The sequence below is a fragment of the Pseudomonas sp. 18-147 genome (genome assembly GCF_051048045.1).
Lineage (GTDB): Bacteria > Pseudomonadota > Gammaproteobacteria > Pseudomonadales > Pseudomonadaceae > Pseudomonas > Pseudomonas aeruginosa.
Window position 1 is genome coordinate 1215529 of the sequence record NZ_CP182296.1, and the last position, 22318, is coordinate 1237846.

Below are 22318 nucleotides of genomic sequence, written 5' to 3' on the forward strand. Positions count from 1 at the left end.
TGCCTGCCTACAACCGCAGGCTGTCGGCGCCTGGCTTTCAGGAGGCTTTCAGGGCGGCGCGGTACTGCCCCGGGGTGGCGCCATGGGCTTCGCGGAAGCGCCGGTTGAAATGGCTCGGACTGGCGAAGCCGCAGGCCAGCGAGACCTCCTGGAGCGACTGCGCGGAGTACGCCAGCAGGTCGCGGGCCCGCGCCAGGCGTCGTTCCAGCACGTAGCGGTGCGGCGGCAGGCCGAAGGAGACGCGGAACATGCGCGCGAAGTGGTACTCGGAGAGCGCCGCCAGCTCCGCCAGCGACCCCAGTTCCAGCGGCTGCTCCAGGTGGCTTTCGATGTAGTCGGCCAGGCGCCGCCGCACGTGCGCGGCCAGCCCGCCCTGCCAGCGTACGTCGGTACGCCTGCCGCACCCGGTGAGCAGCAGGTGGTCCACCGCCTGGTGGGCGAGGCTGGTGCATAGCAGGCGCTCGCCGGGTTCGTTCCAGTCCTGTCGTTCCAGGGTCCGGCACAGGGCGGCCAGCGGCTCGTCCTGGATGTAGGTGCGCTCCTCCAGTTGCAGGCTGCGTGGTTCGCAATCGAGGGTGCGTACCGCCGCGCCGGCCAGGCGTTCCGGGCTTATGTACAGGTGCATGAAGCCCAGGCCGCGTGTTACCGCCCAGTCGGAGTGGTGTTCGGCCGGCATCACGCAAAAGCGGTCGGGGCCGCCATAGAGCCCGGGACGATCGCGGCGGAAGGTCTGCCAGCCGCCCTGCAGGTAGAGCGACAGGGTGTGATGGCCGGGGTCGCTGTAGCCGAGGATCTCCGCTTCGTCGCGGTACCAATGGGCGAGCGCCAGGCCGTCGCTGAGCGTGCTGCTGCGCAGCAGGCGCGCATTGGAGGTCCGGTCGAGGGTGCGGAATACCTGGAAATCACTGGGTTGGTGCATGCCGGCCATGCTACCCGCGCCCGGACGCTGCCGCGAGAGGCGGCGGATGAAAAGCGCAAGAATGGACAATGGTCGCGCCCGGCCTCGCCCGCAGACTGACGGCATCCTGTCGTTGCGGAGTCGCCATGAATCTTTCGCTGTACCTGCTCACCGTGCTCATCTGGGGCACCACCTGGATCGCCATCAAGCTGCAGATGGGCCCGGTGGCGATCACCCTGTCGATCGCCTACCGCTTCGCCCTGGCGGCGCTGGTGCTGTTCGCCGTGCTGCTGCTCGGCCGCCGCCTGCAAAGGCTGGACGCACGGGGCCAACGCCTGTGCATGGCCCAGGGCGTATGCCTGTTCTGCCTGAATTTCATCTGCTTCTATACCGCCAGCCAGTGGATTCCCAGCGGCCTGGTGGCCGTGGTGTTCTCCACCGCCACCCTGTGGAATGCGCTGAACGCCCGCCTGTGGTTCGGCCAGCGCATCGCGTCGAACGTGATGGCCGGTGGCGGTCTCGGCCTGCTCGGCCTGGGGCTGCTGTTCTGGCCGGAATTGGTGGGTCACCAGGCCACCCCGGAAACCTTCTACGGCCTCGGCCTGGCCCTGCTAGGCACGCTGTGCTTCTCCACCGGCAACATGCTTTCCAGCCTGCAACAGAAGGCCGGCATCCGCCCGCTCACCGGCAATGCCTGGAGCATGCTCTATGGCACCCTGATCCTCCTGGCGCTGTGCCTGTTCCAGGGCGTGCCGCTGAGTTTCGACTGGAGCGCGCGCTACGTCGGCTCGCTGCTGTATCTGGCGATCCCCGGCTCGGTGATCGGCTTCACCGCCTACCTGACCCTGGTCGGGCGCATGGGCCCGGATCGCGCCGCCTACTGCACCGTGCTGTTCCCGGTGGTGGCGCTGAACATCTCGGCCTTCGCCGAGGGCTACCGCTGGACCGCACCGGCGCTGGCCGGGCTGGTCCTGGTGATGCTCGGCAACGTCTTGGTGTTCCGCAAGCCGAAGGCGCCGGCGCTGGCCGGGCCGGCGCGCTCGACCTAGCGGAGAGGGAGGCGCGCTCAGCCGCGTCGCCACACCTGCGGATTGACCAGGTCCAGCGGCCGCTCGCCGCGCAAGGCCGCCTCGAAGTTCTGCAGCGCCCGCTCGGCCATGGCCCGGCGGGTCTCGTGGGTGGCCGAGCCGATGTGCGGCAGGGTCACCACGTTGTCCAGGGCGAACAGCGGCGATTCGGCCAGCGGTTCCTTCTCGTAGACATCCAGGCCGGCGCCGAGGATGCGCTTCTCCCGCAGGGCGGCGACCAGCGCGGCCTCATCGACCACCTGGCCGCGGGCGACGTTGACCAGGATCGCCGAGGGTTTCATCAGACCCAGTTCGCGCGCGCCGATCAACTGCCGGGTCTGCGCTCCCAGCGGCACCACCACGCAGACGAAATCGGCCTCGCCGAGCAGTTCGTCGAAGCCGAGGAAGCGCGCGCCGAGTTCCTGTTCCAGTTCCGGCTTGCGGTTGTTGCCGTGGTAGAGCACCTGCATGCCGAAGCCGAAACGGCCGCGCCGGGCGATGGCCGCGCCGATCCGGCCGAGGCCGAGGATGCCGAGTTTCTTGCCATGCACGTCGGTGCCGAACTGCGGGGCGTCGACGGTGCGCTTCCAGTTCCCGGCCTTGACCCAGGCGTCCAGCTCGGCGACCCGTCGCGCGGCGCTGATCAGCAGGGCGAAGCCGAGGTCGGCGGTGGTCTCGGTGAGGACGTCGGGCGTGTTGGTGAGAGCGATGCCGCGGCGGTTCAGGTAGTCCAGGTCATAGTTGTCGTAGCCGACCGAGACGCTGGAGATGACTTCCAGCTGCATCGCCTGTTCCAGTTGCCTGGCGCCGAGCGGCCGGCCGACGCCGATCATGCCGTGGGTATCGGGCAGGGCGGCGGCGTACTGGGCGTCGATGTCGCCCTGTTTCGGTTCGAGCACGCGGACGTTGAACTGGCATTGCAGGCGTTCGAGATGCTCGGGGGCGAGGCGACTGAAGACGAAGACGTTCTTTTTCATGACGGGACTCTGCAAGCGGGAGCGAAAGCGCCGACCATACCACCGCCATCGAAGCGGCGGGCAGGGGCCCGCCACTGGGCGGGCGATTATCGGCTCAGGAGGGTCTTCCGAGTTCCAGGCCCAGCTCCACCAGCGCCGCTTCGTCGCGCTGGAGCAGGCCGGGCAGGCTTTCCTTGAGGTATTCCACCCAGGTCTTGATCTTCGCGTCGAGATACTGCCGCGAAGGGTACAGCGCATAGACGTTGAGCTGTTGCAGGCGGTGTTGCGGCAGGACCCGCACCAGGGTGCCCTTGCCCAGGTCCTCGATGGCCGAATACACCGGCAGGATACCGATGCCCAGCCCGGAGCGGATCGCCTCGGTCATGGCGTCGCCGACATTGACCTGGAACGGCGAGGCGCCGATGGAGACCATTTCCTGGCCGTTGGGACCGTCGAACAGCCAGCGATCCAGCGGCACCACCGGGCTGACCAGGCGCAGGCAGTCGTGGCTGGCCAGCTCCGAAGGCTCGCTCGGCGTGCCGTTCAGGCGCAGGTACTCCGGCGAGGCGCAAAGAATGCTGTAGGTCTCGCCGATGCGCTGGGAAATGAAGCCGGAATCGGGCAGCTCGGAGGCCACCACGATGGCCACGTCGAAGCCCTCGTCGAGCAGGTCCGGCACGCGGTTGGCCATGGTCAGATCGAAGGTCACGTCGCGGTACTGCTGGCGGTACCCGGCGATGGCACGGATCACGTAGTGCTGGCCGATGCCGGTCATCGAATGCAGCTTCAGCTTGCCGGCGGGACGGGCATGGGCATCGCTGGCTTCGGCCTCGGCTTCCTCGACGTAGGCGAGGATCTGCTCGCAGCGCAGCAGGTAGCGCTGGCCGGCCTCGGTGAGGGCGATGCGACGAGTGGTACGGTTGAGCAGGCGGGTGCGCAGGTGCGTCTCGAGGTTGGCCACCGCCCGCGAAACATAGGCGGTGGTGGTGTTGAGCTGCTGGGACGCCGCGGTGAAGCTTCCGGTTTCCGCCACGCAGACGAAGGCTCGCATGTTTTGCAGGGTGTCCATCGACGGGGCCTCCTAGGCACGCGCAGAAGTGTGTCAGATTGTTGCGAGGGCGGATTATTTCACATTACGCAATAAACAATCGCACTTGAGCCAGCTTATCAGCAGCCGCCAGCCTCTTAAAATTCATCGGCCCCCGAGCGCACGAACGCTCGAGCGGGTTGAACGGCGCCCGTACCGTTCAAATTCCGTGCTTCGCCCCTCCAGGATCAGACAACGTGCCGCGTGCTCTCAGGAAGGAACTGACCTTGGTCGGCTCCTTCGTCGGTTTTCTCGTCGTTTTCTCCGCAATATCCGGTTGTGTCAGTACAGGCGATATCGCCCCCGAGGCCGCCACGCTCGACGCCAACGCCCTGGCCACCGACCATGCGATCCAGGCTGCCGCCCGCGAGGCCGGCTGGCCGCAGGCGCAGTGGTGGAAGGTGTATGCCGATCCGCAGCTGGACGCCTGGATCGAGAAGGCGCTGGACGGCAATCCAGGCCTGGCGGTAGCCCATGCGCGGGTACGCCAGGCGAAGTCCATGGCCGGGCTGGTGGAGTCCATCGAGTCGCCGCAGATCGAGGGCAAGGGCTCGCTGGTCCGCCACCGCTGGCCGGACGACTATTTCTACGGCCCCGGCGACCTGGCGCGGACCACTTCCTGGAACAACTCCACCGAGATCGGCCTGAACTACAAGCTCGATCTCTGGGGGCGCGACCGCAGCGACAGCGAGCGCGCCGTCGACCTGGCCCACATGGCCGCCGCCGAGGCGCGCCAGGCGCAGCTCGAGCTGGAGGGCAACATCGTCCGCGCCTACGTCCAGCTCTCGTTGCAGTACGCCGAGATGGACATCGCCAAGGCCATGCTGCAACAGCAGCGCGACATCCTCGCCCTGGCCCAGCGTCGCCTGCGCGGCGGCATCGGCACGCATTTCGAGGTCAGCCAGGCGGAAGTGCCGCTGCCCGAGACCGAGCGCCGCATCGAGGTGATCGACGAAGAAATCCAGCTCACCCGCAACCTGCTCGCCGCCCTGGCCGGCAAGGGCCCGGGCGAGGGCCGCACGATCCGCCGGCCAAGCCTGAACCTGGCGGCGCAGCCGAGCCTGCCCAGCGCCTTGCCGGCCGAACTGCTCGGTCGCCGCCCGGATGTGGTCGCCCGCCGCTGGCAGGTCGCCGCCCTGGCCAAGGGCGTGGACGTGGCGCGCGCCGACTTCTACCCCAACGTCGACCTGATGGCCTCGGTCGGCTTCAGTGCCGTCGGCGGCGGCATGCTGGAGTTCTTCCGCAGCGCCAAGTACACCTACAGCGCCGGCCCGGCGGTTACCCTGCCGATCTTCGACGGCGGCCGCCTGCGTTCGCAGTTGGGCGAGGCGGCGGCCGGCTACGACGCGGCGGTGGAGCAATACAACCAGACCCTGGTGGATGCGCTGAAGAACATTTCCGACCAGTTGATCCGCCTGCATTCGGTGGACATCCAGAAGGACTTCGCCGCGCAATCGGTGGCTTCCGCGCAGAAGACCTACGATATCGCCACCCTGGCCTACCAGCGCGGCCTCACCGATTACCTCAACGTGCTCAACGCGCAGACCCGGCTGTTCCAGCAGCAACTGGTCCAGGAGCAGGTGCAGGCCGCCCGGCTGGCCGCCCATGCCAGCCTGCTCACCGCCCTCGGCGGCGGCGTCGGGGCCGGCGCCGATACGCCGGTGCAGCGGAAGCTGGCGCCGGAGAACGTCCCGGTCAGAGCGGTGTCTTCGCGATGAGTGGCCGCTCCGCTGGTTTCGCCCTGCCCAGCCGCGACGAGTGGCGGCGCGCGCTGGCCGAGTGGGCGCGCAGCGACGGGGCGACCTGGATCTACGTGTTCAAGGTGCTCTGCGCGGCCTTCCTGACCCTCTGGCTGGCGATGCGTCTGGAATTGCCGCAGCCGAGCACGGCGACCATCACCGTGTTCATCGTCATGCAGCCGCAGAGCGGCCAGGTGTTCGCCAAGAGCTTCTACCGCATCCTCGGCACCCTGGTCGGCCTCAGCGTGATGGTCACCCTGATCGCCCTGTTCGCCCAGGAGCGAGTGCTGTTCCTGCTCAGCTCGGCGATCTGGATCGGCCTCTGCACCGCCGGGGCCGCCCGCTACCGTGACTTCCGCTCCTACGCCTGCGTGCTCGCCGGCTACACCGCGACGCTGATCGGCATTCCCGCCACCAGCCATCCGGAAGGCGCCTTCATGCAGGCGATCTGGCGGGTCCTGGAAATCAGCCTGGCGATCCTCTGCTCGGGGGTGGTCAGCGCGGTGATCATGCCGCAGACCACCAGCGCGGCGATGCGCAATGCGCTGTACGTGCGCTTCGGCCTGTTCGCCGCGTTCGTCCTCGACAGCCTGCGCGGGGTCGGCGGGCGCGAGCGCTTCGAAAGCAGCAACGTGGCCTTCGCCGCCCAGGCGGTGGGCCTGGAGACGATGCGCGCGGCGAGCGCCTTCGAGGATCCGCACATGCGCCTGCGCAATGGCCGGCTGATTCGCCTGAGCAGCGAGTTCATGGCCATGAATACCCGTTTCCACGCCCTCCACCAACTGCTCGAACGCCTGCGCGCGCAGGGCTCCACCCAGGTGCTGGAAGCGTTCGAACCGTGCCTGGAGGAAATCACCGGGCTGCTCGAGGAGATCCGTGGCCGCGCCGTCACCGACCATGACGCCGAGCGCTTCGCCCAGCGCCTCGCCGACTGCCGCGAACGCCTGATGGCGCGCATCCGCCAGGCGCGCGGAGAACTGCTGGCGCTGGAGCCGGGCGAAGAGGCGCGGCTGGACTTCAATACCGCCGCCGAGCTGCTCTACCGTTTCGCCGAGGAGATGCACGACTACGCCCTGACCCATGCCTCGCTGGCCGCCCACCGCCACGAGCGCGAGCAGTGGAAGGACGCCTTCACCGCCAAGGCCAACGCGGTGGCGGCGGCAGTGGCGGGGATGCGCACCGGGTTGATGATCCTGCTGTTCGGCTGTTTCTGGATCTACAGCACCTGGCCCAGCGGCGGCACCTTCGCCCTCAACGCGGTGGCGGTCTCGGCGCTGGCCTCGGCGGCGCCGAACCCGAAGAAGGTCGCCATGCAGATGGCCATCGGCACCATGGCGGCGGCGCTGCTCGGCTTCAGCGAGATGTTCTTCGTCTACCCGCATATCGACGGTTTCCCGCTGCTATGCCTGGTACTGGCGCCGGTGTTCGCCCTCGGCGCGTTCATCTCCTCGCGGCCGCAGTGGGCCGGCTACGGTCTCGGCCTGCTGGTGTTCTTCTGCTTCGGTTCGGTGCCGGCGAACCTGACCGTCTACGACCCGGCCCACGTGATCAACGAGTACATCGCCCTGATCCTCTCGATGCTGCTCTCGGCCGCGGCCGCCGCGGTCATTCTGCCGCCCAACAGCGCCTGGCTGTGGAAGCGCCTCGAGCGCGACCTGCGGATGCGCGTGGTGTTCGCCATCAGCGGCAGGAGCAGGGGGCTTGGCTCGGCCTTCGAAAGCGGCACCCGCGACCTGCTGAACCAGGCCTATGGCGTCGCTGCCGGGCGCCCGGACGTGCAGCGCGGGCTGCTGCGCTGGATGTTCCTGGTGCTCGAGGTCGGCCACGCGATCATCGAGCTGCGTCGCGAGCAGGAGCGCCTGCCGGACGAACCCTGCTACGCCGAGGCCATGCCCTGGCGCCAGGCGATCCGCGCCATGGGGCGGGCCCTGATCCGGCTGTTCGTGCGCCCCGGTGCGGAGAACCTGGAGCGCGCCCTGGCGGCTGTCGACCAGGCCATCCACGCGGCGAGGCACACCGACGAACCCTGCGCGCCGCACTTCGACAGCTCGCCGCTACGGCGGGTGCGCAGCTACCTGCACTTCATCCGTTCTTCCCTGCTCGCGCCGACCTCGCCACTGACCGAACTGGCCGGCCGGACGAGCGGCCAAGGTACCGTCCATGCCTCGTGAAATCGCCATCCATGGGGTCTACATGCCGACCCTGACGCTGTTGTTCGTGATCGCCGCGGCGCTCACCTGGGGGCTCGACCGGATCTTCGCCTCGGTTGGCCTGTATCGCTTCACCTGGCACCCGGCGCTGTTCCGGGTCAGCCTGTTCGCCTGCCTGTACGGCGGCCTGTCCCTGACCATCTACCGCTGAGGCGGTAGCGCACCTCTTCGTTATCGTGAGCCGACCATGACCTTGAAATCCGTAATCAGCCTGCTGGCGACCCTGCTGATCCTGCTGGTCGCCGTATTCATCGGGCGGACCCTGTGGGTCAACTACATGGACACCCCCTGGACCCGTGACGGTCGCGTGCGCGCCGACGTGATCAATGTCGCCGCCGACGTTTCCGGGATCGTCGTCGACGTCCCGGTGCGCGACAACCAGTTGGTGAAGAAAGGCGACCTGCTGATGCAGATCGACCCCGACCACTACCGTATTGCGGTGAAGCAGGCCGAGTCGCTGGTTGCCTCGCGCAAGGCGACCCTGGAGATGCGCCAGTTGAACGCCCGGCGGCGCGCGGAAATGGATGAGATGGTGGTCTCCCGCGAAAGCCGCGACGACGCCCACAACACCGCCGCCGCGGCGATGGCCGACTACGAGCAGGCCAAGGCCCAGCTCGACGCCGCGCGCCTGAACCTGGAGCGCACCCGGGTGGTGGCGCAGGTCGACGGCTACGTCACCAACCTCAACGTGCACCGTGGCGACTACGCGCGGGTCGGCGAGGCGAAGATGGCGGTGATCGACAAGAACTCCTACTGGGTCTACGGCTACTTCGAGGAAACCAAGCTGCCGTACATCCGCGAAGGCGACCCGGTGGACATGCAGCTGATGAGCGGCGAACACCTCAAGGGCCACGTGGAAAGCATCGCCCGCGGTATCTACGACCGCGACAACCCGGAAAGCCGCGAGCTGACCGCCGACGTCAACCCCACTTTCAACTGGGTGCGCCTGGCCCAGCGCGTGCCGGTGCGGGTACACATCGACGAAGTGCCGGACGGCGTGCTGCTCTCGGCGGGGATCACCTGCACGGTGATCGTCAAGCCGCAAGGGCGCGACGACCAGGCCTCGGCGGCGCAGGCGCCGGGGCGGGCCGGTTGAGTGGAAGGGGCAGGGAGAAGCCCGGCGGATGCCGGGCTTTTTCGTTTCGGCGGGGCGGAAGAGGGCGCCACTCGCCAGGAATACGCTGCGGTTGGCGGCTGCCGGCGGTGAATGTCCACCCGGCGGCCTAGGCTCCGACCTGTTCGGCCGGCGACACGATCAGGCCCTTGCCGCCGCGCGAGCGGCCGGAGCTGAGGTAGTCGGCGATGGATTCCTGGGTGACCTCGCCGAGGAACTGCTGGTCGGGGTCGAGCACCGGCAGCCAGGAGCTGTTGAACTCGTACATCCGCGACAACAGGATGCGCAGGTGCTCGTCGTGGCTGGCGGTGACCCGGAACGGGGTGACGAACGGCGCGCAGGTGCCCTCCTGGCGGCGCAGGTCCTTGCGTCGCACGTAGCCCAGGCCCTTGCCCTGGTCATCCACCACGATCAGGTAGCGCCGGTCGTTCTCGTCCATCAGTTCCAGCGCCTCGGCCACCGGGGGCTGCGGCCGGGCGGTGACCAGGCTGCTGTCGGCGGCGTCTTCGGCGCGCACCAGGAGCAGGCGCTTGAGCGTGCTGTCCTGGCCGGTGAAGGCGCTGACGAACTCGTCCGCCGGGTGCGCCAGCAGGGTATCCGGGTGGTCGTACTGGAGCAGCCGGCCGCTCTTGAACACCGCCACCTTGTCGCCCAGCTTGATGGCTTCGTCGATGTCGTGGCTGACCATGATCACGGTCATGCCGAGCTTGCGCTGCATCTCGAAGAACTCGTTCTGGATCGACTCGCGGTTGATCGGATCGACCGCGCCGAACGGCTCGTCCATCAGCAGCAGCGGCGCGTCCGCCGCCAGCGCGCGGATCACCCCGACGCGCTGCTGCTGGCCGCCGGAGAGTTCGCGCGGGTAGCGTTGCAGGTACTGCTTGGGCTCCAGCTTGACCATGCTCATCAGCTCGCGGGCCTTCTCCTTGCAGCGCGCCTTGTCCCAGCCGAGCAGGCGCGGCACGACCATGATGTTTTCCTCGATGGTCATGTTCGGGAACAGGCCGATCTGCTGGATCACGTAGCCGATGTGGCGGCGCAGGGTGACTTCGTCGAGGTCCGCGGTGTCCTGGCCGTCGATCAGCACGCGGCCGGAGGTCGGCGGGATGATCCGGTTGATCATCTTCAGGGTGGTGGTCTTGCCGCAGCCGGAGGGGCCGAGGAAGACGCAGATCTCGCCTTTCTCCACGGTCAGGCTGACGGAATCGACGGCGCGGAACTCCTTGCCGTTCTTCTGGGTGAAGGTCTTGCTGAGCTTGTCCAGTTCGATCATGTTCGGCTCCTTTCAGTGCGCGCTGGCGCGCAGTCCCTTGGGGGTGAGGATGCGTTGCAGCCATTGCAGCAGCAGGTCGGCGACGATGGCCAGGAGGCTGACCAGTACCGCGCCGACCACCAGCATCGGCATGTTGCTCTGGCTGATGGAAGTGAGGATCAGCACGCCCAGGCCGCCGGCGCCGATCACCGCGGCGATGGTCATCACGCCGATGTTCATCACCACGGCGGTGCGTACGCCGGCGAGGATCACCGGCACCGCGAGGGGAATGTCGACCATCCGCAGGCGTTGCCAGAAGGTCATGCCGATGCCCTTGCCGGCCTCGCGGATGCCCGCTTCGACGCCGGTCAGGGCGAGGTAGGTGTTGCGCAGGATCGGCAGCAGCGAATAGAGGAACACCGCGGTGATCGCCGGCAGCGGCCCGAGGCCCTGGCCGAATACCGAGTAGACCGGCATCAGCAGGCCGAACAGGGCGATCGAGGGGATGGTCAGCATCACCGTGGCGGCGCCCTGCAACGGGCCGGCCAGCCACGTGAAGCGGGTCATCAGCACGCCCAGCGGCACGCCGACGAGGATCGCCAGGCCTACGGCGACCAGTACCAGCAGCAGGTGCTGGAGGGTGAGCTGGCCGACCTGGGACCAGTCGAGATGGGAAAGCACGCTGAAGAAGTCCATTACTGGCTACCTCCCTGGCCGGCCTGGCCGTCGTCGAGCAGGTGGTGTTCGCGGAGGAAGTCGGCGGCGACCTTCTGTGGCGTCTGCTGCTCGATATCGACCCGCGCGTTGAGCGCCTGCATGGTGGCGTCGTCGAGCCGCTCGATGATCGGATCGAACAGCGTGGCGAACTCCGGATGGCGCTGCATGACCTCCTTACGCACCACCGGGGCGGCGTTGTAGAAGGGGAAGTACTGCTTGTCGTCCTTCAGCACGCGCAGCTTGAAATCCTTCAGGCGGCCGTCGGTGGTGTAGACGAGGCCGAGGAACACCTGGCGGTTCTTCAGCGCGGTGTAGACCAGCCCGGCGTCCATCTGGCGGATGTCGTTGCGGGTGAAGTGCAGGGCGTACAGCTCGCTCATGGGGCCGAGGCCGTCGGGGCGGCCGGCGAACTCCGGGTCCATGGCGAACAGGTGGGTGCTCCCGGGCTCGGCCTCCTGCTGTTCGGCGAGCACCCGCGCGAGATCGCTGACGCTCTGGATGCCCAGGCGCTCGGCCTGTTCCTCGGGCATGGCCAGGGCATAGGTGTTGTTGAAGCGGGTCGGCTTCAGCCAGACCAGGCCCTGGGCTTCGTCGAGTTGCTTGACCCGGCGGTAGGAAGCCGCGGCGTCGAGCTTCTCGTCGATGTGGTTGTAGACGATCAGCGACGAGCCGGTGTACTCCCAGACGATATCCAGTTGGCCGCTTTCCTGGGCGGCGCGGGCCAGGGTGCTGCCCAGGCCGATGGTGACCGTCACGTCGTAGCCGCGCTTCTGCAGGAACTGCGCGGTGATGGCGGTGAGGATGCGCTGCTCGGTGAAGGTCTTGCCGCCGATGCGCAGGGTTTCCGCCTGCGCCAGGCCGGCGGCGAACAGGCCGGCGCAGGCCAGGCAGAGTGAGCGGATCAGTCGGTTCATCAGGCCTCCTTGGCGGTCAGGCCGCGTTCCAGGAACATGCGGCTGAACAGCACCACCAGGGCGTCCAGCAGCAGGGCGAGGAGCGCCGTGCAGGCGGCGCCGAGCAGCAGTTGCTGGTGGTTGTTCAGGTAGATGCCGGGGAAGATCAGGCTGCCCAGGCTGTTGGCGCCGATCAGGAACGCCAGCGGCGCGGAGCCGACGTTCAGTGCCAGGGCCACGCGCACGCCGCCGACGATGATCGGCACCGCGTTCGGCAGTTCCACCCGCAGCAGCACCTGGTTGGGCGTCATGCCGATGCCGGTGGCGGCTTCCTTCAGCGCCGGCGAGACATTGCGCAGGCCCTCGTAGGTGTTGCGCACGATCGGCAGCAGCGAGGCGAGGAACAGGGCGAGGATTGCCGGGCCGTTGCCGATGCCGATGATCGCCAGGGCGATGGCCAGCACCGCCAGCGGCGGGATGGTGTTGCCGACGTTGAACACCTGCATCAGGCGTTCGGCCTGGGCCTGCATGCCGGGACGGCTGAGCAGGATGCCGGCCGGCACGCCGACCAGCAGGGCGGCCGCCATCGAACTGAAGACCAGCACCAGGTGGGCCTGCAAGTAGAACAGCAGGTCCTCGCGGTAGTGGAGGATGGTCGCGGGGGTGATCCAGTGGATCAGCAAGGCCAGTACGGCGGCTGCGGCGCAGAGGCCGAGCAGGGCCTTGCCACAGGTTTTCACCATGGTCGGGACTCCCTTCGGAATGAGCGTTGGCTACGCTGTCGGGCGCTTCGTCGAAGCGCGGAAACAGGCCGGAAATCAAAGGCTTCGGATGGGCACCGAATTCCCGACCCTGAAAGGGTTGACCGTTCGTCGTTCGCGGAGGTTCAACGAAACGGCCATGCTTGTGCCATGACCGGGCCTGGGCAAGCGGCCGCAGCCGCCGTCTCGCCTGGGCTGGCGGCGAACGAAGAAATTTTCCCGGGGAAGCGGTCGATAATGGTGCTGCCGCGTCGGCGGCGCGCCATGCACCGTATCGGTGCGCTGGACGTCCAGGGCTTTTCTGCGGTTATGATGCGGGTTCCGAAATTTTCTCGGGCTTTTCCAGACATTCGCACCCCACGGTTCACGGATCGGCCTTTTGGGGTAGGTGTTTTACCTTCTGCTAAGGGAGTACCCCGCGTCATGCTCGATCTCGTCGCGGCATTCATTGCCTTGACCACCTTGCTCACCTACGTGAACTACCGCTTCATCCGCCTGCCGCCGACCATCGGCGTGATGGCCACGGCGCTGGTGTTCTCGCTGATCGTCCAGGGGCTGTCGGAACTGGGCTATCCGATCCTCGAGGTGGAGATGCAGGAAATCATCCGCCGCATCGACTTCTCCGAAGTGCTGATGACCTGGTTCCTGCCCGCGCTGCTGTTCGCCGGCGCACTGCACGTCGACCTCTCCGACCTGCGCAGCTACAAGTGGCCGATCGGCCTGCTGGCCACCGCCGGGGTGCTGATCGCCACCTTCGTCATCGGTGGCCTGGCCTACTACACCTTCCCGCTGTTCGGCTGGCAGGTGGATTTCATCTACTGCCTGCTGTTCGGCGCGCTGATCTCGCCGACCGACCCCATTGCCGTGCTCGGCATCCTCAAGTCCGCCGGCGCGCCGAAACCGCTGGCGACCACCATCGTCGGCGAGTCGCTGTTCAACGACGGCACCGCGGTGGTGGTGTTCGCCATCATCCTCGGCATCCTCCAGCTCGGCGAGGCGCCCACGGTCAGCGCCACGGCGATCCTCTTCGTCCAGGAAGCCATCGGCGGCGTGGTCTTCGGTGCGGTGCTCGGCTACGGCGTGTTCGTGATGATGCGCGGCATCGACCAGTACCAGGTGGAGGTCATGCTGACCCTCGCCCTGGTCATCGGCGGTGCCGCGCTGGCCGCGCGCCTGCACGTATCGGCGCCGATCGCGATGGTGGTGGCCGGGCTGATCATCGGCAACCACGGACGCCACTACGCGATGTCGGACGAGACCCGGCGCTACGTGGACAAGTTCTGGGAACTGATCGACGAGATCCTCAACGCCCTGCTGTTCGCCCTGATCGGCCTGGAGCTGCTGCTGTTGCCGTTCTCCTGGCTGCACGTGGCGGCGGCCTTCGCCCTAGGCGGCGCGGTGCTGGTCTCGCGCCTGCTCACGGTGGGCCCGGCGATCCTGGTCCTGCGCCGTTTCCGTGGCGCCAACCGGCAGGTACCGGCGGGCACCATCCGCATCCTGGTCTGGGGTGGGCTGCGCGGCGGCGTCTCGGTGGCGCTGGCGCTGTCCCTGCCGTTGGGGCCGGAGCGCGACCTGATCCTCAGCCTGACCTACATCGTGGTGCTGGTATCGATCCTGCTCCAGGGGCTTTCCATCGGCCCGCTGGTGCGTCGTATCTACGCCGGCCAGCCGCTGGAGAAAAGCGAGGGGGCGCACTGAGCGCAGCCTTCGCAAAGCGAGCGCCCGCCGTCATGGCGGGCGTTTTCGTTGGCGGCCATCAGGCGCTGTCCTGTGGCGCTTCGTTGCGATGGGTGCCGCGCAGGTTCATCGCCGCCAGGCAGACCTGCAGCAGGATCAGCGCATAGGCCTGGGCGTACAGGCCCCAGGCGATCCACAGCAGGTTGCTGGCGAGGAACACCCAGAAGCCGACCTTGCGTCTTCGCCGATGCGCCGACGCCACCAGCCAGGCGGCCACCACCGTGACCAGCATGGCGGGCCATTGCAGGTAGTCCAGCCAGTGCATGCGTGCATCCTTTTTCCGACCTTTGAGGGTCAGACCAGCCCTGGCGCGGCAAAGTGCGGTCGGATCGGATAGCCGTGCAGCAGCGACCTGACCCGCTCCTCGTCGAGTGCTCCGTTGAACTCGGCGCCCAGGGCTTCGCGGTGGATGCCGGTGGCGCCCAGCCAGAGCGTATCGATGCGCGCGGCGAGGGCGCCGGGGACGTCGGTCACCAGCGAGTCGCCGACGAACAGGATGTGCCGCGCGCCGCGCGCTTCCAGTTGCCGCTGGGCGATGCGGAAGGCCGCCGGGTCGGGCTTGCCGTACCAGCTGACCTGGCCGCCTTCCTCGCTGAACAGCTCGGCGAGCATGCCCGCGCCGTATACCGTGCGGCCGCCGGAAACCACCACGCGGTCCGGGTTGGCGCAGAGGAACGGTAGGTCGGTGGCGCCGCGCAGGGGCGCGAAGCGCTGTTCCAGTTCATCCTGGGGAAAGCTGCCGACGCCGACGATCAGCGCCGCCTGGGCGATGTCCTCGACGAAGCGCTCGCGGATTTCCGCCGGCCAGCTCTGCTGGGCCAGGCCGACGCCGGCCAGGTAGATACCGCCACGCCGGTATTCGGCGGTTTGCAGCAGGGCGTCGATGGTCAACTGGCCGGACGTGGTGATGCCGGCGAACCAGTCGCGCCGGATGCCCAGGCGCTCGAGCCCGGCGCTCATTTCCGCCACGCTGCTGGACGAGTTGCTGAGGAACCAGACCGGGCGGCCTTCGGCGTGCCGCCGGGCGAGCCAGGCAAGGGCGCCGGGGAACGCCTCGGCGCCGTCCATCACTACGCCCCAGAGATCGAGAAGGAAGCCGTCATAGTCGGCGCAGAGCGCCTCCAGTTGCGCATGGTCGAGCAGGCGGGTGCTGGTGGCGGCGCTGAAGCGCGGGGAGGTCGGGGCATCGCTCATGGGAGTCTCGTCGCGGCTGTCGAAGTGGGCCGCCGCGTGCGGCGGCGAGTCCCAAGGGTGCCAAACTTGCGTGACGGGACCAAGCCTTTCGGCCCTGCGCGTGTTTACGGCCGGTCGAGCGCCTGGGCCATCCACTCGCGCACATGGCAGACGGCGAAGCGCGACGGGCTGCATTCGCCGTTGGCCATCGCCAGGCGCAGGCCGTCGACGTCGGCGCCGCGCACATAGGCGCTGGCGTCGCGCATGTCGTCCTCGTCGCCGAAACCGCCGTGCTGCATTTCCTCCAGCGCGGCCTGCTTGTCCCAGCCCTGCACGACGATGCGGTACATGGCGGCGAACAGTCCGGTGCGGTTGTTGCCGTGCTTGCAGTGCATCAGTACCGGACCTTCGCGCTCGGCTGCCTGCAACTGGCGGAGGACGCTGAGCACCTCGGCGTCGTCGACCCGGTCGGCGTGGGTCGGCAGGCTGAGCACCCGCACCGGAGCCTGGCCCAGCCAGGCGCGGTCGTCGTCCTTGATGAAGCTGACCACCGTATTCACCTGCAGGCGTTGCAGCAGCGCGACGCTCTGTGCGTTGGGCAGCGCGCTGCGATAGAGGGTGGGGCTCATGCGGTAGAGGTTGATCGACGGGTCGACCGCTTGCGCCCAGGCTGGCGAACGCGTGGCGGCAGTCTCGGCGGCATGCAGCGGGCCGCCGAGCAGGAAGGCGCTGAGCACGGCGGCGAGGAGCAGGCGGAGCCAGGCGAGCGGTGAACGGTGCATGTCGGCCTCGTGCGGTGGGTGGCCAACACTAGGCGAGGGCGGGTCAAGCCGAGCTGAAGAGAATGTGAAGAATTCGTTGAGGCAGCCTCACCTGTCAGCGCAGGAAGAATCCATAGACCCTGCCGGAGAAGAACACCAGCAACAGCGCCGGATAGCACAGGTAGTGCAGCACCACGATGAGCAGTGCCGCCGGGCTGGGATCGCCTTTCAGCGAGGCGAGGCCGACCAGCAGCAGGTAAAGGACCCCGAGCACTCCGCCATACAGGGCGACCAGGCGCAAGCGCTCGCCCCAGGTCGGCCAGCGCCGCTGCGCGCGGGCGAACCACCAGGCCAGGCCGCCGGCGACCAGCGCGGCGATCAGCAGGCTGGCCGGCAGGCCGCCGAAGCGGACCACCCCGCGCAGCAGCACGTTGAGCAGGATCGCCGCGGCGATCCCGGCCAGGGCGTAGTAGCGGATGGGTACGGCAAGGCGGTCGCCCATGGCGGTATCTCCTGGCGGTTTCAGAGGCGCGTGTCGAGACCGAAGCGCTTCTTCAGCAGCCGCTCCAGCAGGCCGCGCGGTAGCCAGCGGGCCAGCGCCGGCAGGGCCCGGCTGCCATTGCCGATGCGCACCAGCGGCGGGCGCGGACGGCGCTGCACGGCGGCTAGCAACTGGCGGGCGAAGTCTTCGGCGGACGTGGGATTGTCCTGGGATGCCGCGGCGCGCGCCTGGATCTGCCGGCGCAACGGCCACCAGGGCGAGCGTTCGTCGACCACGCTGTCCAGCTCGCGGCTGGCGCTGGCGCCGAAGTTCGAGGCGATGGCGCCCGGCTGCACTTCCAGCACCTCGACGCCGAACGGTGCCAGCTCCAGGCGCAGGGCATCGCTCAGCGCATGCACCGCGGCCTTGGAGGCGCAGTAGGCGCCGGCGAAGGGCGTGACCAGCACGCCGGAGACGCTGCCGACGTTCACCACCAGGCCGGACTTGCGCCTCAGTAGCGGGAACAGCGCGCGGGTCACGCCGACCACGGCGAACACGTTGGTCTCGAACTGCCGGCGCATGGCTTCGACGCCGCCGTCCAGCAGCGGACCCATGGCGCCGTAGCCGGCGTTGTTGACCAGCACGTCGAGGCCGGCGGCTTCGACTCCCAGTTCCTCGGCCAGACGGGCCAGCGCGGCGGCGTCGTTGACGTCCAGTTGCACCGCCTGGAAGCCGGCCTCGGCCAGGGCACGCACGTCGTCCTCCTTGCGCGCGCTGGCCCAGACCCGGTAGCCGGCGCGCTGGAAGGCGTCGGCGAGGGCGCGGCCGATGCCGCTGGAGCAGCCGGTGACGAAGGCGACGGGTTGGCTCATGGGCAGCGTTCCTTGGCTGGGAGTTGGAAGGAGGGCGGCCTACCGTACTGGATTCGCCGGCCGCGGAAAACCGCTCGAAGGCTCGGTCAGGCGTCCTTGCGCGCGATCCGTAGCGCCAGCGGCATGCGAACCCTGCGTGTCGAGGTCGGCTCGCCCCAGAGCGCGGCGACCCGTTGCAGGGCCTGGCGCACGAAAGCGTTGCCCTGCGCCTCGCGGCACAGGCGGCTGGCCGACCAGGTGGCCATGTAGTCGAACAACCGGGCCAGGCTCCATTGTTGCTCGATGACGAAGGCCGGCGCGGGGAGTTCGCCCAGCGGCAGCTCGACATCCCGGTAGGCGTTCCACAGCAGGCGGTTCTGTTGCGCCCAGTACGGGCCGATCGGGCGCAGGTATTCCTCGTCGATGGCGGCATCGATCTGCGCGTCGATGCTGAACCAGCCGTAGCCCCAGGCGGCGAACACGCCGCCGGGACGCAGCACGCGCAGCAGCTCGCGGTTGAAGCGCGAGTGGTCGAACCAGTGCCAGGCCTGGGCTACGCAGACCAGGTCGAAGGCGGCGTCGGGATAGTCGGTGGCTTCGGCGTCCTGCACGCTGTAGCGGATACCCGGATGGACAACGGCGTGTTCGATCTGCTGCGTGCTGGTGTCGCTGGCGAGGACTTCGCCGAAGTACTGCGCCAGGCCGAGCGCGGCCTGGCCGGTACCGGTGGCGCAGTCCCAGGCGCGCCGGCGCTGGCCGCAGAGCCCGGCGAGATGGCGGTAGAGCGCATCGGGATAACGCGGGCGGGCGCTGGCGTAGGCAGCGGAGCCCTGGTCGAACAGACGGCGGGTTTCCATCGGGTCCTCCCTCGGTCAGTTGCCGAAACGCCCGTCCAGGCGTTCGGCGCGGAATTCCAGGGTGCTGGCGCGATAGCCCGGACGCAGCGGCGGCAGCGGCAGGCAATCGTGCCAGCTGTCGCCGCCGAGCAGGGCGTTCGGCGCCCGGTAGCGCGGGCTGTCGAAGCTGGTGTCGGCCAGGTTGACGCTGTCGCCGGGGCGGTAGGCGGCGATCCTCCAGCGTAGCTCCAGCAACGGACGGTCGCTGCCGTTCTTCAGTTCGACCGCCAGCGGCCGGTCCACCGGACAGCGTTCCGGCGCATAGCTCAGGCGCAGTTCCTGGCGTTGCAGGTGGCGGCTTTCGTCGTTGTCCTGCCAGATCACCCAGGCCGCCACCAGGCCCAGCCCGGCGAGAGCCGCCAGGGAGACCGGCAGGGCCTTGGCCGGGTATCGGACGAGGAGGATGACCCAGGTGAGAACCAGCAGCGCACCGATCAGCATTGAAATGTCCTTTCTTCGAAGCCGAGGGGACATCCTAGCGCACTGCTGCGTATCGCAGGCGGTACGGGCACGCTTACGCGGCGGAGGCGCCGCGATATGCGCGAGGGAGGCCGAAAGGCGGGGATGCGGGTTTCGGCAGGCTGGGGATAGCCGCCGCCCCCGGCCTCGCCGTCATTCGCAGCGGCGCTTGCCGCCCGGCGTCAGCAGACGCTCCAGTTCGACGAACAGGCGCTCGGCGTCCTGCGCCTCGCAGTCCTCGCCGTAGCGCTTCTTCAGGCCGTGTTCGCTGAGGGTCAGGTGCAGGGTCGGGACTACCTCGTGGCGCGCCAGGCAGCCTTTCACGCAATGCAGCGGGCAACCGTCGAGGGCCAGGATCGGTCGCCCGGAGCGGGCCCGGCGGACCAGCAGCGGGACGTCGCCGCCGACTCCGGCGATGCAGGACATCTCCGCCAGCCGGGCGCGATCCAGGCGCAGCGCGAGATCGTTGGCCAGTTGCGCCACGTTGGAGCAGCCGGAGCAGGCGTAGACCAGGGGAAGGGGATCGTCGGGGCTGCGTTCGAACATCATGACGGGCGCCTCGTGGAAGGAAGCCGCCAGTATCGACGCAGCGCCGCGGTGGATTTCTTGACCGGAATCAAGCCCGCGCGCGGCTCACACCAGGTCGTTCTCCACCGCCCACACCGCGGCCTCGACCCGCGAACGCATGCCGAGCTTGTGCAGCACCCGCTTGACATGGACCTTCACCGTGCCTTCGGTGATGTCCAGCTTTCGCGCGATCATCTTGTTGCTGTAGCCGTGGGCGATCTGGCGGAGGATCTGCCGTTCGCGCTCGGTCAGCTCGTCGAGGCTCTTCGAGCGGTCGTCGCCCCGCAGGGCCTGGGCGAGGATCTGGGTCAACTGCGGGCTGAGGGTCATCTGTCCGGTGGCGGCCTGGCGGATGTGCTCGAGCAGGCGCTCCGGCTCCATGTCCTTGAGCAGGTAGCCGTCGGCGCCGGCGCGCAGGACGTTGACCACGTCGCCCTTGTCGTCGGACACGGTGAACACCACGATGCGCGCGTCGACTCCGGCCTCGCGCAACGCGCGCAGGGTGTCCAGGCCGTTCATGCCCTTCATGTTCAGGTCCAGCAGGATCATGTCCGGGTCCAGTTCGGCGGCCAGGCGCAGGGCTTCCTCGCCGCTGCCGGCCTCGCCGACCACGCTGAGGTCGTCTTCCAGTTCGAGCAACTGGGCGACGCCCTTGCGCATCATCGGATGGTCGTCCACCAGCAGCAGGCGAACCGGTTCGTCGGCGGTGGCTGGCATGTCCGTCATGGGGTCGGCTCCTTGGCGGCGGAGGGTTGCAGGGCGGTCGGCACGAAGCTGAAGAGCACTCGCGTGCCGTGGGGCGCGCGCGCTTCGAAGCGCAACTGGCTGCCGAGGGTCTGGCCGCGCTCCTGCATGATGGTAAGCCCATAATGGCCGCTGCGGTTCTGCTGCGGATCAAAGCCGACGCCATCGTCCTCGACGGCGATGCTCACCTGGCCGTCGGCCTGGCTGCTCAGGCGCACCCAGGCCCGTTGCGCCTGCGAATGGCGAACCACGTTGGAAAGCGCCTCGCGGACGATCTGCAGGACGTGGATTTCCTCGTTGGGGCTCAGCGGCACGTGTTGCAGGCGGTTGTCCAGTTCGATCGTCACCTCGCCGCGCTCGCCGAACTCGGCCACGGCGTTCCCCAGCGCGGCTTCCAGGCTCGGCTCGTCGAGGCTGAGGCGGAAGGTGGTGAGCAGTTCGCGCAGTTGCCGGTAGGCGCCGTTGAGGCCTTCGCGCAGTTCGTCGAGGGTGTCCTCGATCTTCTCCGCCGGCGCCTCGCGCTTGAGCAGGGTGCCCAGGCGGCTGACCTGGATCTTCAGGTAGGACAGCGACTGTGCCAGCGAGTCGTGCAGTTCGCGGGCGATGGTGCCGCGCTCGGCGAACAGGGCCAGGCGGCTTTCCTGTTCCTGTTGCAGGGACAGGGCGAAGGTGCGGGCGATGTTGTCGCAGAAGGTCTCGATCAGTTGCTGCTGCCAGTTCTCCAGGCGGCCGCTGCGGCTTTCGATGAACAGTTCGCCGAAACGGTGGCCGGCGATGGACAAGGGCTGCATCAGCAATGGCTGGGCCAGGGACGAGGGTTGGTCGCAGGCGCTGGCCTGCTCGCGGCAGCTACCGCAGTCGCCCTGCAGGCAGAAGTCCGCCGGGCGCTCGGTGGTGGTCAGCGAACTGTAGGCGCGCTCGACCCCGTCCTTGTTCAGGCAGAGGGTCACGCGGCCGGCGTCGAGCACTTTCTCCAACTGGTTCAGCAGCGGTTGCAGGGTGCGGCTGTCGTAGGGGTTCTCGCCCAGCCGGCGGGCGCTGGCGTAGAGCAGTTCGAGGCGCTGGTGGCTCTGCGAGAGGGCGCGGGTCTTGTCCTCCACGCGCTCTTCCAGGTCGCCGTAGATGCTCTTCAGCTCGCCGGCCATCTGGTTGAAGCGCTCGCCCAGTTGCGCCAGTTCGTCCTCGCCGCTGTAGGTGACCCGCGCGTCCAGCTCGCCGCGGCCCAGGCGGCGGGCGGTGCTGGTGAGTTCGCGCAGCGGGCCGATGACGTGATAGCTGAGGTCGTAGAGGGTGACGAACACCACCAGCAGGCTGAGGAACAGGCACAGGCCCTGCACCGTGCTGAGCAGTTGCGAGCGGCGCTCGGCCTTGGCCTGGAGGATGCCGACGAAACGGTCGATGTCGCCGACGTAGGCGTCCAGCACGGCGCGTCCGGGCAGCGCGCGCGGGTCCAGGCGCGCGAGGCCCTCGCGCAGCTCCTGGTGCAACTGGCGGATCGGGTCGTCGGCGTCCTGGCGTTGCAGCAGGCGGCGGATGTCGCCGCTGTCGAGGCGTTCGCCGAGGGTCCCGAGCAGCGCCTGGCGGCCTTCCAGGCTGGGCTCCAGGGCGACCCGGTAGGTGAGCATGCGCAACGAGCCGGCGTGGTTGATCACCGCGGCGTCCTGGTGCGTGTAGTCGGCGAAGAGCAGGGCGCTGAACATCCCGATCAGCGCCAGCGATACCAGCAGGGTGAGGTAGCAGCCGAAGCGGACTACCAGGGAGCGGCGCAGGATCGGCTTTCCGGCCCTGTCACTACCTCCAAAGAATCTGTCCCGCTGGTCAGCGTCCGGCGCGGTCGCCTTGTTCATGAGAAAAGCCTTTTAAAACAGTGAGTTGCGCAATAATTTCAGCCGTACCTCTTTCGAGGTAGGGGCGCGCATCTAGGCACGGAACGGCCGGTATTTCATTGATTCCTA

Annotated in this window: 23 protein-coding genes; 6 read left to right on the forward strand and 17 right to left on the reverse strand. The window is 68.2% G+C overall.

The window, feature by feature from the left end; genetic code table 11:
* Positions 1–37 precede the first annotated feature (37 nt).
* Positions 38–919: a transcriptional regulator MdrR1 gene (gene mdrR1 / locus ACM0M4_RS05775; protein WP_003132628.1), complete on the reverse strand. Its 882-nt coding sequence runs from the start codon at positions 917–919 to the stop codon at positions 38–40.
* A 125-nt stretch (positions 920–1044) separates the two neighbouring features.
* Here mdrR1 and ACM0M4_RS05780 point away from each other — a divergent pair, with 125 nt between their 5' ends.
* Entirely contained in the window at positions 1045–1947 is a 903-nt protein-coding gene (locus ACM0M4_RS05780; protein WP_003104227.1) for a DMT family transporter, read from the forward strand.
* Positions 1948–1964: 17 nt separating this feature from the next.
* Here ACM0M4_RS05780 and ACM0M4_RS05785 read toward each other — a convergent pair whose 3' ends face one another.
* Complete coding sequence (locus ACM0M4_RS05785; RefSeq protein WP_003119251.1) at positions 1965–2942, reverse strand: 2-hydroxyacid dehydrogenase; 978 nt, start codon at positions 2940–2942, stop codon at positions 1965–1967.
* A gap of 94 nt (positions 2943–3036) precedes the next feature.
* On the reverse strand, positions 3037–3990 hold the full coding sequence (locus ACM0M4_RS05790; protein ID WP_003092994.1) for a LysR family transcriptional regulator: 954 nt from the start codon (positions 3988–3990) through the stop codon (positions 3037–3039).
* 245 nt (positions 3991–4235) lie between these two features.
* Here ACM0M4_RS05790 and ACM0M4_RS05795 point away from each other — a divergent pair, with 245 nt between their 5' ends.
* From ACM0M4_RS05795 to ACM0M4_RS05810, 4 genes are read left to right on the forward strand one after another with little or no spacing between them, the layout of a single operon-like run.
* The gene (locus tag ACM0M4_RS05795; protein ID WP_003143071.1) at positions 4236–5726 is read left to right on the forward strand and encodes an efflux transporter outer membrane subunit; all 1491 of its coding nucleotides are present in this window, start codon (positions 4236–4238) and stop codon (positions 5724–5726) included.
* The gene (locus ACM0M4_RS05800) at positions 5723–7918 is read left to right on the forward strand and encodes an FUSC family protein (protein ID WP_023132488.1); all 2196 of its coding nucleotides are present in this window, start codon (positions 5723–5725) and stop codon (positions 7916–7918) included. Before ACM0M4_RS05795 ends, ACM0M4_RS05800 begins: the two co-directional genes overlap by 4 nt.
* Positions 7908–8108 (forward strand): DUF1656 domain-containing protein, encoded by a 201-nt coding sequence (locus tag ACM0M4_RS05805; RefSeq protein WP_003082823.1) that lies wholly within the window; start codon positions 7908–7910, stop codon positions 8106–8108. The genes ACM0M4_RS05800 and ACM0M4_RS05805 overlap by 11 nt, the downstream gene beginning before the upstream one ends.
* 36 nt (positions 8109–8144) lie before the next feature.
* Entirely contained in the window at positions 8145–9053 is a 909-nt protein-coding gene (locus ACM0M4_RS05810) for an efflux RND transporter periplasmic adaptor subunit (RefSeq protein WP_003113767.1), read from the forward strand.
* Between the two features lie 127 nt (positions 9054–9180).
* Here the strand turns inward: ACM0M4_RS05810 and ACM0M4_RS05815 are convergent, their stop codons facing one another.
* From ACM0M4_RS05815 to ACM0M4_RS05830, 4 genes are read right to left on the reverse strand one after another with little or no spacing between them, the layout of a single operon-like run.
* Positions 9181–10344, reverse strand: a complete 1164-nt coding sequence (locus ACM0M4_RS05815; RefSeq protein WP_196636234.1) for an ABC transporter ATP-binding protein — start codon at positions 10342–10344, stop codon at positions 9181–9183.
* A 12-nt stretch (positions 10345–10356) separates the two neighbouring features.
* Positions 10357–11019 (reverse strand): ABC transporter permease, encoded by a 663-nt coding sequence (locus ACM0M4_RS05820; protein WP_003092985.1) that lies wholly within the window; start codon positions 11017–11019, stop codon positions 10357–10359.
* Positions 11019–11954: a glycine betaine ABC transporter substrate-binding protein gene (locus ACM0M4_RS05825; RefSeq protein WP_115288971.1), complete on the reverse strand. Its 936-nt coding sequence runs from the start codon at positions 11952–11954 to the stop codon at positions 11019–11021. The genes ACM0M4_RS05820 and ACM0M4_RS05825 overlap by 1 nt, the downstream gene beginning before the upstream one ends.
* A complete protein-coding gene (locus tag ACM0M4_RS05830) occupies positions 11954–12676 on the reverse strand; it encodes an ABC transporter permease (protein WP_003092982.1) in 723 nt (240 codons plus the stop codon). Before ACM0M4_RS05830 ends, ACM0M4_RS05825 begins: the two co-directional genes overlap by 1 nt.
* 441 nt (positions 12677–13117) lie before the next feature.
* Between ACM0M4_RS05830 and ACM0M4_RS05835 the strand changes: the two genes are divergently transcribed.
* Positions 13118–14392 (forward strand): cation:proton antiporter, encoded by a 1275-nt coding sequence (locus tag ACM0M4_RS05835; RefSeq protein ID WP_003105667.1) that lies wholly within the window; start codon positions 13118–13120, stop codon positions 14390–14392.
* Positions 14393–14450: 58 nt separating this feature from the next.
* Here ACM0M4_RS05835 and ACM0M4_RS05840 read toward each other — a convergent pair whose 3' ends face one another.
* The 10 genes from ACM0M4_RS05840 to narX form a co-directional block, all read right to left on the reverse strand.
* Positions 14451–14696 carry a YgjV family protein gene (locus tag ACM0M4_RS05840; RefSeq protein WP_003092978.1) on the reverse strand — a complete coding sequence of 82 codons (246 nt, stop codon included), beginning with the start codon at positions 14694–14696 and terminating at the stop codon, positions 14451–14453.
* Positions 14697–14725: 29 nt separating this feature from the next.
* Entirely contained in the window at positions 14726–15625 is a 900-nt protein-coding gene (locus ACM0M4_RS05845) for a TIGR01459 family HAD-type hydrolase (RefSeq protein ID WP_003118288.1), read from the reverse strand.
* A 104-nt stretch (positions 15626–15729) separates the two neighbouring features.
* A complete protein-coding gene (tpbA, locus tag ACM0M4_RS05850) occupies positions 15730–16386 on the reverse strand; it encodes a tyrosine phosphatase TpbA (RefSeq protein WP_221345506.1) in 657 nt (218 codons plus the stop codon).
* A 94-nt stretch (positions 16387–16480) separates the two neighbouring features.
* Complete coding sequence (locus ACM0M4_RS05855; protein ID WP_003113771.1) at positions 16481–16867, reverse strand: hypothetical protein; 387 nt, start codon at positions 16865–16867, stop codon at positions 16481–16483.
* 20 nt (positions 16868–16887) lie between these two features.
* The gene (locus tag ACM0M4_RS05860) at positions 16888–17718 is read right to left on the reverse strand and encodes an SDR family oxidoreductase (RefSeq protein WP_023083316.1); all 831 of its coding nucleotides are present in this window, start codon (positions 17716–17718) and stop codon (positions 16888–16890) included.
* An 86-nt stretch (positions 17719–17804) separates the two neighbouring features.
* Positions 17805–18554 carry a class I SAM-dependent methyltransferase gene (locus tag ACM0M4_RS05865; protein ID WP_003105293.1) on the reverse strand — a complete coding sequence of 250 codons (750 nt, stop codon included), beginning with the start codon at positions 18552–18554 and terminating at the stop codon, positions 17805–17807.
* Positions 18555–18569: 15 nt separating this feature from the next.
* Positions 18570–19034, reverse strand: a complete 465-nt coding sequence (locus tag ACM0M4_RS05870) for a hypothetical protein (RefSeq protein WP_003092973.1) — start codon at positions 19032–19034, stop codon at positions 18570–18572.
* Positions 19035–19205: 171 nt separating this feature from the next.
* Complete coding sequence (anvM, locus tag ACM0M4_RS05875) at positions 19206–19601, reverse strand: anaerobic/virulence modulator AnvM (RefSeq protein ID WP_003092971.1); 396 nt, start codon at positions 19599–19601, stop codon at positions 19206–19208.
* A gap of 84 nt (positions 19602–19685) precedes the next feature.
* Positions 19686–20345, reverse strand: coding sequence for a two-component system response regulator NarL (gene narL, locus ACM0M4_RS05880; RefSeq protein ID WP_003092968.1), 660 nt, complete (start codon positions 20343–20345; stop codon positions 19686–19688).
* Positions 20342–22210: a two-component system sensor histidine kinase NarX gene (narX, locus tag ACM0M4_RS05885; protein ID WP_003105296.1), complete on the reverse strand. Its 1869-nt coding sequence runs from the start codon at positions 22208–22210 to the stop codon at positions 20342–20344. Before narX ends, narL begins: the two co-directional genes overlap by 4 nt.
* Between the last annotated feature and the right edge of the window lie 108 nt (positions 22211–22318).